This window comes from Kitasatospora sp. NPDC057738, from assembly GCF_042798815.1.
Taxonomy (GTDB): Bacteria; Actinomycetota; Actinomycetes; order Streptomycetales; family Streptomycetaceae; genus Kitasatospora; species Kitasatospora lactacystinica.
The window spans coordinates 29222-42008 of sequence record NZ_JBHVJT010000046.1; the positions used below are offsets into that span (position 1 = coordinate 29222).

The following is a 12787-nucleotide window of genomic DNA, read 5'->3' on the forward strand; positions in this document are numbered from 1 at the left end:
GCCCCGGTGAGCGCCCGGCGGGTGCCCCGGACGCCCGGCCGGGGTTCAGGCGAAGCGCTCGATCGCGGCCAGGATCGCGTCCCGCATCCGCGGGCTGCCGGTGTGTCCGGAGTCGTCGATGACCGTCAGCCGGGCGTCCGGCCAGGCCTTGACCAGCTGCCAGGCCGTGTCGACCGGCCCGCCGAGGTCCAGCCGGCCGTGGATCAGTTCGCCGGGGATTCCGGACAGCCGCCCGGCGTCGCGCAGCAGTTGGCCGTCCGGCAGGAAGGCCCGGTGCGAGAAGTAGTGCGCGGTGATCCGGGCGAAGGCCATCAGCGCGTCGGAGGGCCGGTCGGTGTACGCGTTCGGCTTGCCCAGCGTCTCGTGCGAGATGACCGCGTCCTCCCAGGTGGCCCAGGCGTTGGCGGCGGCCCGCCGGACGGGCTCGTCGGTGCTGTTGAGCAGCCGGCTGTAGGCGGCGAGCAGTTCGAAGGTGTCCCCGTCGCGGTCGGCGGGCGGAAGGAAGTCCCGGAACGCCTCCCAGGCCGCGGGCAGGAAGCGGCCCACGCCGCGGTACAGCCAGTCGGTCTCCTCGGGACGGGTCATGGTGACCCCGCAGATCACGATCGCGGAGACCCGTTCCGGGTGGGCCTGCGCGTAGGCGAGGATCAGCGTGGAGCCCCAGGAGCCGCCGTAGAGCAGCCACTTGTCGATGCCGAGGTGCTCGCGCAGCCGCTCCATGTCGGCGATCAGGTGCGCGGTGGTGTTGTGCTCCAGGCTGGTCGAGGGGTCGGCGGCGGCCGGGCGGCTGAGCCCGCAGCCGCGCTGGTCGAACTGGACGAGGTGGTAGCGCTCCGGGTCGAAGTACCGCCGGGTGCCCGGGCTGTGGCCGGAGCCGGGCCCGCCGTGCACCACCACGGCCGGCCTGCCCGCCGGGTCGCCGGAGGCGTTCCAGTGCATCAGCTGCCCGTCGCCGACGTCCAACAGGCCTTGTGCGTACGGTTCGTAGAGGGGGTACGGCTCGGGCATCGGTGACTCCTCCGTGGTCGTACGGGGTGGGCCCGGCGAGCCTACCCCGGTGTCGGATCCCGGGGAGGGGCTCAGCGGTGCTCCGGCGGGAGCAGGGCGGCCAGGCCGTCGAGGACCCGCTGGAGGCCGAACTCGAAGCGGGCGTCCATGTCCGGCGCGGTGAGGTCGTCGGCGAGGGCGACCAGGTTGGGGAAGGTCTCGGCGGGCAGGGCGCGGAACAGGTCGCCGGCGGCGTCGGCGATGTCCCGGCGGCTGGTGCCGAGCACCTCGGCGGCCGAGATCGGCGACTGTTCCTGGAGCACGAAGCCCTGGACGAAGGCGCCCAGCAGGTAGCTGGCCATGGCGGCGTCGGCGTCGGAGAAGCCGGCCGCGCGGAGGCGGTCCAGCTGGTCCTCCATGAGCCCGAGCAGGTGGGGCCCGGGGGCGAGCCGGCCGGCGACGACCTTGGCCGCGTCCCGGGTGTCGAGCAGCAGGCGGCGGTAGCGCCAGCAGTACGCGTGGAACTGTTCGCGCCAGCCGCCGGTGCGCGGCGGGGGCTCGGCGGAGCCCAACAGGGCGTCGGTGAGCAGGTCGAGGAGCTCCTGCTTGTTGCGGACGTGCCAGTACAGCGAGGCCGCCTTGACGCCGACCTCGGCGGCGACCTTGCGCATGGACAGCCCGGCCAGGCCGTCCCGTTGCAGGACGCGCAGGGCGGCCTGGGCGAGGGCGTCCCTGGTCAGGGCGGGTGTCGTGTCGTCGGTCCCGGGCGTGTCGGGGTGGTTCTGCGGCATGGGTGTGCGGACGCCTCCGGCCGTGTGGTGGATTCCCGCTTGCAATCTAACACCGTTAGGTGCAGTCTGTGGCTGTCGCGCCGACCCCTAACAGTGTTAGGGGCTCATGACCGGGAGGGAACCCATGGAGGAATCGAGCGCCCGCCGCCGACGGCTCGCGCTGCTCACGCTCTGCGTCACCATGTTCATGTCCATGCTGGACAACGTCATCGTCAACAACGCCCTGCCCCGCATCGGCCAGGAACTGGACGCCGGGATCAGCGGCCTGCAATGGGTCGCCGAGGGCTACAGCCTGGTCTACGCGGCCTTCGTGCTGACCGGTGGCGCACTCGGCGACCGGTACGGCCGCACCCGGGTGTTCCGGCTCGGCCTCGCCCTCTTCACGGTCGGATCGGCCCTGGCCGCGCTCGCCGACACGATCGGCGTGCTGGTCGGCGCCCGGATGCTCCAGGGCGTCGGCGCCGCGCTGCTCACCCCCGGCAGTCTCGCCCTGCTGCGGCACGTCTTCACCGACGAGCAGGAGCGGGCCAAGGCCATCGCCACCTGGTCCGGGGTCTCCGCGCTCGGCCTCTCGGTCGGACCGGTGGTCGGCGGCCCGATGGTCGAACACCTCGGCTGGGCCAGCGTGTTCTGGATCAACGTGCCGATCGGCGTCGCCGGACTGCTGCTCGCCACCCGGGTGCTCCCGGACATCCCGCCGCGCGCCCGCCGGATCGACCTCGGCGGCCTCGCCCTGTCCGCCACCGGACTCGGCCTGCTGGTCTACGCGCTGATCGAGGGCCCGTCCCGCGGCTGGACCGACGCCCGGGTGCTCGGCTGCGGCGCCGCGGCCGCCGTGCTGCTGATCGCCTTCCTGCTGCTCGAACTGCGGCTCGCCGAACCGATGCTGGAGCTGCGGCTGTTCCGCGACGGCATGCTGGGCGGCGCGCTGCTCAGCGGGTTCATGGTCAGCTTCGGGATGTTCGGCGCGCTGTTCTTCCTGCCGCTGATGATGCAGGGCACCCTCGGCTGGTCCCCGGCCGCCGCGGGCTACGCGGGGCTGCCGATGACCGCGATGCTGGTGCTCGCCGCGCCGCTCTCCGGCCGGCTGACCGCCCGCCACGGGCCCCGGCCGCCGCTGGTGCTCGGCCTCGTCCTCTGCGCGGCGGGCCTCGGCGGCCTGTCACTGTACGGCGACCACGCGCACTACCTCGAATACCTGTGGACGCTGTTCGCGATGGGCCTCGGGATGGGGCTCACCTTCACCCCGGTGTCGATCGGGGTGATGCAGCGGGTCGCCCCGGCCCAGACCGGGATGGCCTCGGCCGCCATCAACACCCTGCGCGAGCTCGGCGGGGTGCTCGGGATCGCCGTGCTGGGCGCCGTCCTGACCGGCCGGTTGACCGACTCCCTGACGGCCGCCCTGCACCGGATCGGAGTCCCGCCGGACGCCGTCGGTCCGATCGCGGACGCGCCCACCGGCGCGGTGCACGGCGGTGGCGCAGCGGCGGCGGCACTGCCCGGTCCGCTCCAGGAGGCGGTGGACGGCGCCTTCATCGACGGCATCCACCTCGCCGTGCGCTGCGGGGCGGTCGCGCTCGCGGTCACCGCCGTCCTGGTCGCCGTCCTGCTCGGCCGGGCCCGTCCGATCGCCCCGCCGGAGGCCGTCCGTCCTCGGCCGGCGGAGCCGGCCGAGGCCCGTTCCGCCTGATCGGCGATCCGGCCGGCGGCCCGGCCGGGCGCACGGCACGCCCGGACGCGCCCGTCGCACGGGCCGCCGCACCGGCGGCCCGTCGGCGGATGCCCTCGATCGCCGCCTGCGCCCTGCGGGCCAGCTCGCGCCGGGCGCCCGCCCGGGCGGGCTGCGGGCCGGGCGGCGCGATCGGCGGCAGGAAGGTGACGTCGGCGACCAGCCCGCGGGCCGCGACCACCCGGGCGAGCGAGGTGAGCAGCCCGTCGTCCCCGATGAAGGCGGGCACACTGGTCGGCCGCCCGTCCGCCAGCCGGTAGCGGATCGTCACCGGCTGGACGTCGGCGCCCGCCTCCACCGCCGCCTGGAACAGGGCGGGCCGGAACCGGCCGCTCTCCCGCCCGCACCAGGTCGACCCCTCCGGGAAGACGATCACCGGTTGCCCGGAGCGCAGCACTCCGGCCACCGCGGCGACGGTGTCCGGCAGCGTCCGCAGCCGGTCGCGGTCCAGGAAGACGGTGCCGCACCCGGCGATCAGCGGGCCGAGCACCGGCCACTGCCGGACCTCGGTCTTGGCCAGCGACCGGCCCGGCCGACCGGCGGCGAGCAGCGGTATGTCCAGCCAGGACACGTGGTTGGCCACCACCAGCACCCCGCCGTCCGCGCCGGGACCCGGTCCGTCGGGCCCCGCGAGGTGGACGGTCACCCCGAGGGCGCGCAGCACCGTCCGCGCCCAGAGCCGGACCAGCAGGATCCGGGCGCGGTACGGGAACAGCCGGACCGGCAGGCCGAGCACGACCCCCGCCAGCACGGCGGTCAGACAGGCCGCCAGCCGCAGCGCCCGCCGGGGGTGGGAGACCTCCGGCGAGGCCTCGGCCAGGCAGGTCTCGGGCCGGCAGGTCGCCGTGGGCAGCCAGACGCTCATGACGAGGCGCCCGAGGCGGGTACGCCGGACAGGAAGTGCCGCAGGTAGCGCGGGTCGGTGCGCTCCAGCGACAGCAGCACGTACAGGTCGGCGCAGTCGAAGTCCGGGTCGTACGCGGGCTCGCCGCATACCCAGGCGCCCAGCCGCAGGTAGCCTCGGAGCAGGGCCGGCAGCGCGCCCCGCTCGGCGCGCGCCACCCCGGTGGCGTCCCAGCGGCGGTGCGGGGTGACCCGGTACTCCTCGGGCGCCAGGTGCTTGGCGCTGACGGTGTCCCAGACCCGGGCCGCGGTGGCGCCGCCGTCCGCCAGCTCGATCGAGCAGCAGCCGCCGACCCAGGTGTTGCCGGTGTCGGCCAGGTAGCGGGCGATGCCGCCCCACATCAGGTTGATGACGGCGCCGTTGCCCCGGTGGTCCGGGCGGATGCAGGAGCGCCCGAGCTCGACCAGGCCGGGGCGCACCGGCGCGAGCGCGGAGAGGTCGAACTCCCCGTCGGAGTACAGCCGGCCGGCCCGGCGGGCGGCCTCGGGCCGCAGCAGCCGGTAGGTGCCGACGACGGCGCCCTGCTCGCCCTCGCGGACCAGCAGGTGGTCGCAGTACTCGTCGAACGGGTCGACGTCCAGGCCCTCGACCGGGCTGTGCAGCACCGCGCCCAGCTCGGCGCCGAAGACCTGGTGGCGCAGCCGCTGGGCGGCGCGCACGTCGTCCTCGTCGCGGGCGAGGGAGACGGTGTACGCGGCCGGGGCGGCGGGCCGGGGGCGGGGCGCGGGGACCGTCCGGGCGTCGTGGGTGGGGGCGACTGCGGACGGAGCGTACGTGGGGACGGTGGTCATGGCGGACCCTCCAGGGCAGCACGATCGGCGGTGCCGTGGATCACCAGGGCACCGTCCCGGTCCGCAGGCGGTTGGGCATGGACGCGAACCGGTCCCCGTATGTCTCTCCGAGCCGGTTGGCATTTATGTTGCGGCCCGGCGGAGCGCAGATGTGCACCTGTTGAATGGGAACACCCGTGGCCCGGCGGTCACTTGTCCGGCACCCGGCGCTCGCCCGCCGGGGGTGGACAACTCCCGCCGCAGGGGCGTACGGCCGCACCGTGCGCCCCTGCGGAACGATCGCTACGCGCGGCTCAGAACGTCCGCCAGCCCTCCGGGTCGACCCCGCCCGGGACGGCGCCGGCCGGGCCGTACGGCTCGCGGGTGTATACGAAGGAGCCGATGTCGAGGTGGCTGACCGTGCCGTCGGGGTGGCGGACCACCCGCAGGGTCTCGCCCGCGAAGTAGTTCTCCACGCCGGTCCAGGTGCCGTCCGGTTCGGGCCGGAAGCGCGAGCCCCGGCCGGCGGCGGTGAGCGGGGTGAGCTCCAGCACCCGCCCGGGACGCAGCCGCAGGGCGGCCGGCGCGGCGCCCCAGTACCAGGGGCCGGTGAGCTCCAGCGGTTCCGCGTCCACCGCGGGCAGCGGGCGCCACGGTTCGGGCAGCCGGGGCTCCAGTTCGGCGGTGAGCGCGATCAGCTGCGCCGCCAGGGCCGAGGCGCTGGCGGCTCCGCTGGTGGCGTTGGAGAGGGCGTAGGCGGCCAGGCCGTCGGCCTCGCTGATCCACAGGCCCGCCGTGAATCCGGGCATCGAGCCGGTGTGCCCGTACAGCAACCGGCCTTCGTGGCGGCGCAGTTGCAGGCCGAGGCCGTAGCCGCTGGTCCACTCGGCGTCGTCCGGGGCGACGGCCGGGCTGCGCATCTCGGCGAGGGAGTCGGCGGACAGCACCTTGTCGTCGCCGGCCGTCAGGAAGGCCGCCCAGCGGGCCAGGTCGGCGACGGTGGACCAGAGTTGACCGGCCGGGCCCATCAGGCCGGTGTCGGTGAGCGGCTCGGGCAGCAGGACGTCGGCCCAGGGATGGACGGCGAAGCCCCCGGCGTGCGGGTGCTCGGGCAGCAGCGTGGTGCGGTCCATGCCGAGCGGGGCCAGCACCTCGCGGCGCAGCACCTCGCCCCAGGGCTCGCCGCGCAGCTTCGCCACCAGCGCGCCGAGCAACGCGTAGCCGGGGTTGGAATAGTGGTGCAGCCGCCCGGCCGGGTGCTTCAGCGGCCGTTCGGCCTCCAGGAGGTCGCCGAGGTCCGGCCGCAGCGAGCCCTCGGTCCGCTCCCACCAGGGGCCGGGGGTCTCGGCGGTCAGGCCGGAGGAGTGCGCGAGCAGCTGGGCGACGGTCGCCTCGTCGGCGGGGGTGCCGGGCAGGTGGCGCGAGAGCGGGTCGGCGAGGTCGAGCAGGCCCTCGTCGCGCAGCCGCAGCACCAGCACGGCGACGAAGGTCTTGGTGAGCGAACCGATGCGGTACTGGACGTCCGGGGTGGGGGCGTGCCCGTCGACCATGCTGCGGGCTCCGCTCCACACCGGCTGCCCGTCGCGCAGCACCCCGGCGACCATGGAGGGCGTGCGACCCTCGGCCTGGGCGACGGCGAGCCGGTGCAGCAGCGCGCGGCGGGTGGCGGGCAGCAGCTCGGCGGGCAGGTCGGTCATGTGGGCTTCTGGACTCATCGACATATGCACGGACAGTAGCCCAGCCCGGGCCCGGGGCCGACCGATTAATCCGGTCCAGGCCCAGGCCCATGCCCACACCCAGGACCACGCCCCGGCCCCGGTCCAGGCCCCGGCCCCGGTCCAGGCCCGCGCCCCGGCCGCGGGCGAACCGCGCGGCGCCGGGCCGGGTGGAGCGCTCAGCCCGGCAGCGGCGGCAGTTCCGGCCGCTCCAGCCAGGCCTCGAAGAGCGGGCCGAGCGGAGCGGTGGTGTAGCGGGCGGCGTGGGCGCGCAGGTCGGAGGTGGCGACCACGCCGTGCCGGTTGGCGCCCGTCCAGTCCCGCAGCATCGCGAAGAACGCGTCCTCGCCGAGCGTTTGCCGCAGCGCGTGCACCACCAGTCCGCCGCGCTGGTAGAGCCGGTCGTCGAACATCAGCTTCCGGCCCGGGTCGTCGAGCCGGAGGTCCTGCGGCAGCCCGGCCAGCAGCCGGTGCGCGGCGGCGGCGTGGACAGCCGCGCCCGGGCCGCCGGCGTGCTCGGACCAGAGCCACTCCGCGTACTTGGCGAAGCCCTCGTTGAGCCAGATGTGCCGCCAGTCGGCGATCGTGACGCTGTTGCCGAACCACTGGTGGGCCAGCTCGTGCGCGATCAGCCGTTCGTGCTCCCAGCCGGCGCCGAGGTGGTTGGTGCCGAAGGTGGCGACGCCCTGCGCCTCCACCGGGACGTCCAGCTCCTCGTCCGCGATCACCACCGCGTACTCGCCGAACGGGTACGGGCCGAAGACCTCGCCGAAGTACGCCGTCATCTCCGGCTGCCGGGCGAAGTCCCGGGCGAACGCGGCCGCCAGCCGCTCCGGGACGTAGCCGGTCTGCGGCACCGCCGGTCGCACCGCCAGCGGCACCGGCCGGTAGTGCCCGATCGACACCGTCACCAGGTACGTCGGGGTGGGCGCGCTCTGCTCGTACACCCAGGTGGTGCTGGACGCCCTGGTGGTGCGGGTCAGCAGCCGGCCGCTCGCCACCACCGTGAACGGGGACGGCGTGGTGACGGCCAGCTGGTAGGTGGCCTTGTCGGCGGGCCGGTCGTTGCACGGGAACCAGGACGGTGCGCCGACCGGCTGGCTCGCCACCAGCGCGCCCTCGGTCAGCTCCTCCCAGCCCAGGCCGCCCCACGGGCTGCGCACCGGGCGCGGGTTGCCGGTGTAGTGCACCTCGACGGTGAACGCGGCGCCCGGCACGAGCGCCCTGGCCGGGCGGATCCGCAGCTTGCCGCCGCGGTGGGTGTAGCGGGCGGCCCGGCCGTCGACCAGCACCCGGCCGATCCGGAACTCGGCGAGGTCGAGCGCGAACTCCGCCAGCGCCGTGTCCGCCACCGCGCTCAGCCGGGCCGAGCCGGCCAGCCGGTTGGGGCCGGGCCGGTAGTCCAGCGCCAGCTCGTAGCGGTGCACCCGGTAGCGGTGGTCGCCGCTGTTCGGGAAGTACGGGTCCGGGGCACCGGCGGCCGCGGGGACGTGCTTGGGCTTCACGGGGGCGTGCGCTTCCTGCGGGCCGGGACGGGGGGACGGGGAGGTGGTCACGACGTGGTCTGCCACGCCTCGATCGGGTTGCCCAGCCACCGCGTGTCGGCGGGGACGGACTCGGCGCGCATCACCAGCGAGGCCGGGCCCAGCGTGCTGCGCGCGCCCACCGTGCTGCCGGGCAGCACGATGCCGCCCGGGCCCAGGGTGGCGCCCTCGCGGAGGACCACAGTATCCATCCGCATGATCCGGTCGTGGAAGAGGTGCGTCTGCACCACGCAGCCGCGGTTGATGGTGACCCCGTCGCCGAGGGTGACCAGGTCCGCCTCCGGCAGCCAGTAGCTCTCGCACCAGACGCCGTGCCCGACGTGCGCGCCGAGCGAGCGCAGCCACAGGTTCAGCACCGGGGTGCCGGGCACCGCGCCGACCAGCCACGGCACCGCCAGCATCTCCACGAAGGTGTCCGCCAGCTCGTTGCGCCACACGAAACCGCTCCACAGCGGGTGCTCCACCGCGCGGAACCGCCCGACCAGCAGCCACTTGGCCGCCACCGCGACCGCGCAGGCCACCGCGCCGGCCGCCAGCAGGACCAGGCCGGACAGCAGCGCGGCGGTCAGCGGCGAGCCGGCCGCCAGCCAGGACAGCGCCGCCACGGTCAGCAGACCCAGCGCCGCCGAGGCCAGCACCGGCACCAGCCGGCCCACCTCGACCAGCCCGCGCGCCCACAGCAGCCGGGCCGGCGGCTCGTAGGTCAGGCTCTGGTCGGCCTGGTCCGCCGAGCGCGGCAGCCGCATCGGCGGCATGCCCAGGTACGACCCGCCCTTCTTCGCCTTCGCCGGCGTCGCCGACAGCACGCCCACCAGGCCGCGCTTGGGCACCGAGCGGCCCGGCGCGGTCATCCCCGAGTTGCCGAGGAACGCCCGCTCGCCGACCTTCGCCTCGCCGAGCCGCACCCAGCCGCCGCCCAGCTCGTACGGGGCCATCAGGGTGTCGTCGGCCAGGAACGCGCCGTCGCCGACCGTGGTCAGGCTGGGCAGTGCCAGCACCGTGGACACCTCCGCGCCCCGGCCGACCCGCATCCCGAGGGCGCGCAGCCACAGCGGCGTGACCAGTCCGGCGTAGAGCGGGAACAGCACCTCGCGGGCCCGGTCCATCAGCTGGGTGACGGTCCACGCCTGCCAGCCCACCCGGCCGTGCAGCGGGTGCGTCCCGGGCACCAGGCCGATGCTCAGCAGCCGGACCAGCACCACCAGCTGCGCCGCGTACACCGCGCCGAACGCCAGTGTGGCGGGCAGCAGCCCGAGCAGCGCGCCGCCGAGCGCCGGGCCGAGGGCCGCGCCCTGGTCGACGAAGCGGGAGAGCACGGCCAGCGCGGCGAGCGAGGGCAGCACCGGCAGCAGGCCGAGCACGGCACCGCTGGCGCCGTACAGCGAGGCCCAGCGGGCCCGGCGGACCGGGCGGTCCTTGGGCCAGGTGCGCTCGGCGCGGCCCAGCTTGACGGCGGGCGCGCCGCCCCAGCGCTGGCCGGTCGGCACCTGGCCGGTGACGCTGGAGCCGGCCGCCACCTGGGCGCGCTTGCCGACCCGGGCGCCGGGCAGCAGGGTCGAGCGGGTGCCGACCACGGCACCGGAACCGATCTTGACCTGGCCGATCAGCAGCCGGTCGCCGTCCAGCCAGTAGCCGCACAGGTCCACCTCGGCCTCGACCGCGCAGCCGCGGCCCAGCTTCAGCATCCCGGTGACCGGCGGCAGCGAGTGCAGGTCCACCTCGGGCGCCACCTTGGCGCCCAGCACCCGGGCGTAGCGCACCAGCCAGGCGCCGGACAGCGAGTCCGCGCCGCTCAGCTCGGTGAGCCGCTCGGCGGTCCACAGCCGCAGGTGGACCGAGCCGCCGCGCGGGTGGCTGCCCGGGCGCACGCCGCGCAGCAGCAGTCGGGCGCCTCCCGCCGCGAGGGCCAGCCGGCCCGGCGGGGTGTACAGCGCGAGCGCGCCCGCGCCGACCCACCACCACGAGGCGGTGGGGGCCCACGGGAAGTCGCCGAGGTGGGTGAGGAGGTTCCCGGCGGCCAGCAGGGCGACCGTCCAGCGCAGGCCGACCACGGTGAACAGCGGGACCAGCAGGAACAGCTGGAGCAGCTTGGCCCTGGTCGGCACCAGGGCGACGGTGCGGGCCTCGGTGCTCTCGCCGGCGGTGCGCTCCAGGTGCCGGGCGAGCTTGCGCAGCGTCGGGTGCTGGTAGATGTCCAGCACCGCCGCGCTCGGGTAGCGGGTGCGCAGCAGGGTGGTCAGCCGGGCGGCGGCCAGGCTGCCGCCGCCGATCGCGAAGAAGTCGTCGCGCGGGCCGCCGACCCGGACGCCGAGGATCTCCGACCACTGCTCGGCCAGCCAGGCCTCGGTGCCGTACAGCTCCTCGCTCGGGCCGGCGCTCTCCAGCTCCGGCAGCGGCCACGGCAGGGCGTTGCGGTCGACCTTGCCGGAGGTCCGGGTGGGCAGGGTCTCGACGGTCGCCAGCAGCGGCACGAGGGCGGCCGGCAGCTCGGCGCGCAGCCGTTCGACGGCCTGCTCGCGGTCGAAGCCGTCCTGGACCACCAGGTAGCCGACCAGCAGCTGGTTGCCGCCGCGCGCGGTCCGCACGGCGGCCGCCGCGCCCGCCACACCGGGCAGGGCCTGCAGGGCCGCGTCGACCTCGCCGAGCTCGATCCGGCGGCCGCCCAGCTTGATCTGCTCGTCGGTGCGGCCGAGGAAGAGCAGACCGGCCGGGTCGGCCTGGACCAGGTCACCGCTGCGGTAGGCGCGCTCCCAGCCCAGCGAGGGCAGCGGTGCGTACTTCTCGGCGTCCTTCTCCGGGTCGAGGTAGCGGGCCAGGCCCACGCCGCCGATCACCAGCTGTCCGGTGCCGCCGGGGGCGACCGGCACACCGGCCTCGTCCACCACGGCGAGGTCCCAGCCGTCCAGCGGCAGGCCGATCCGCACCGGGCCCTCGCCGGTCAGCAGGGCGGCGCAGGCGACCACGGTGGCCTCGGTGGGGCCGTAGGTGTTCCACACCTCGCGGCCCTCGGTGACCAGGCGCTGCACCAGCTCGGGCGGGCAGGCCTCGCCGCCGAAGATCAGCAGGCGCACCTCGTTGAGCGCCTCGGCCGGCCACAGCGCGGCCAGGGTCGGGACGGTGGAGACCACGGTGATCTCCTGCTCGGCCAGCCAGGGGCCGAGGTCGGCGCCGCTGCGCACCTGGGAGCGGGGGACCGGCACCAGGCAGGCGCCGTGCCGCCAGGCCAGCCACATCTCCTCGCAGGAGGCGTCGAAGGCGACCGAGAGGCCGGCCATCACCCGGTCACCGGGGCCGATCGGCTCCTCCTGGAGGAAGAGCGCGGCCTCGGCGTCCACGAAGGCGGCGGCGTTGTGGTGGGTGACGGCCACGCCCTTGGGCTTGCCGGTCGACCCGGAGGTGAAGATGATCCAGGCGTCGTCGGCCGGGGTGGGGCGGCGTTCCAGGGCGGGAGCGCGCTCGCCGGTGGTCGCCAGGCCGCGGTCGGCGCCGAGCACGGCGGCGACGGCGGCCTCGCCGAAGACCAGCTCGGCGCGCTCGTCCGGGTCCTCGGCGTCCACCGGGACGTAGGCGGCGCCGGCGGCGAGCACCGCGAGGATCGAGACGTAGAGGTCGTTGGTGCCGGAGGGCACGCGCACGCCCACCCGGTCGCCCGGGCCGATCCCGACGGCGGCCAGCCGGCGGCGCAGCTGCTCGACCTCGGTGGCCAGCGCGCGGTAGCTGAGCACGGTGTGCCCGTCGTCCAGGGCGGGCTCGTCGGGGTGGGCGCGCACGGTGGCGTCCAGCACGTCGACCAGGGTGCGCGGGGCGGCGGCCGGGCGGCCGGGGAACAGGGCGTGGGCCTGCTGCGGCCGTGGCTGCGGCTCTGGTTCCGGCTGCGGCTCTGGTTCCGGGTCCGGCTGCGGTGGCGCGGGCGGTGCGGCCTGGGTGGGCTGCTGCGGTGGCGTGGCGTACTGCTCAGGGTGGCTCGGTTCAGCTGTCATGGCAGCCGTGCGCTCCTCGTCCTCGCCCCGTTCCGACCGATGCCCGGCCCCTGGGGCGGTGGGAGCACCGCCTGATCGGGTGACCCCACTCCGGGGCCGGAGCGGACAACCTGACCGATGGTAGTCCCGGGGCGGCGAGCGGACAGGAGCGGACACTCGGCCCAACTGGCGCCCAAATGGCCGAATCTGACAGAAGGTCAGTCAATAACTGACGCCTCTTGATGCGGAAGTGATGGGGCGTCAGCAGAATTGACGGATCGTCAGGTCGATTTTCCGACCGTGACCCATGCCACAGCGATTCCTGCTCCCTTCGGGTGGCGGGAGGCGGCGGGCCGGGTTTCCCGGGCCGATTTCTCCGGTCCGGGCC

The 12787-nt window shown here is 75.4% G+C and carries 8 protein-coding genes; 1 reads left to right on the top strand and 7 read right to left on the bottom strand.

Annotation, left to right across the window (positions count from 1 at the left end):
- Window positions 1-45: 45 nt before the first annotated feature.
- Complete coding sequence (pip, locus tag ACFVGO_RS24155; protein WP_359903717.1) at window positions 46-1008, bottom strand: prolyl aminopeptidase; 963 nt, start codon at window positions 1006-1008, stop codon at window positions 46-48.
- A 71-nt stretch (window positions 1009-1079) separates the two neighbouring features.
- Entirely contained in the window at window positions 1080-1778 is a 699-nt protein-coding gene (locus tag ACFVGO_RS24160; protein ID WP_359903720.1) for a TetR/AcrR family transcriptional regulator, read from the bottom strand.
- A 124-nt stretch (window positions 1779-1902) separates the two neighbouring features.
- On the opposite strand from ACFVGO_RS24160, the gene ACFVGO_RS24165 reads away from it, so the two are divergent.
- Entirely contained in the window at window positions 1903-3468 is a 1566-nt protein-coding gene (locus tag ACFVGO_RS24165) for an MFS transporter (RefSeq protein WP_380633953.1), read from the top strand.
- Here the strand turns inward: ACFVGO_RS24165 and ACFVGO_RS24170 are convergent.
- The 5 genes from ACFVGO_RS24170 to ACFVGO_RS24190 all read right to left on the bottom strand — a co-directional run bounded on the left by ACFVGO_RS24170 (window position 3362) and on the right by ACFVGO_RS24190 (window position 12420).
- Window positions 3362-4372, bottom strand: coding sequence for a lysophospholipid acyltransferase family protein (locus ACFVGO_RS24170; protein ID WP_380633955.1), 1011 nt, complete (start codon window positions 4370-4372; stop codon window positions 3362-3364). The genes ACFVGO_RS24165 and ACFVGO_RS24170 overlap by 107 nt on opposite strands.
- Window positions 4369-5202: a GNAT family N-acyltransferase gene (locus ACFVGO_RS24175; protein WP_359903728.1), complete on the bottom strand. Its 834-nt coding sequence runs from the start codon at window positions 5200-5202 to the stop codon at window positions 4369-4371. The genes ACFVGO_RS24170 and ACFVGO_RS24175 overlap by 4 nt, the downstream gene beginning before the upstream one ends.
- Before the next feature lie 293 nt (window positions 5203-5495).
- Window positions 5496-6878: a serine hydrolase domain-containing protein gene (locus ACFVGO_RS24180; protein WP_359903731.1), complete on the bottom strand. Its 1383-nt coding sequence runs from the start codon at window positions 6876-6878 to the stop codon at window positions 5496-5498.
- Window positions 6879-7075: 197 nt separating this feature from the next.
- The gene (locus tag ACFVGO_RS24185; RefSeq protein WP_359903733.1) at window positions 7076-8401 is read right to left on the bottom strand and encodes a M1 family metallopeptidase; all 1326 of its coding nucleotides are present in this window, start codon (window positions 8399-8401) and stop codon (window positions 7076-7078) included.
- 47 nt (window positions 8402-8448) lie between these two features.
- Complete coding sequence (locus tag ACFVGO_RS24190) at window positions 8449-12420, bottom strand: Pls/PosA family non-ribosomal peptide synthetase (protein WP_380633958.1); 3972 nt, start codon at window positions 12418-12420, stop codon at window positions 8449-8451.
- Window positions 12421-12787: the final 367 nt, after the last annotated feature.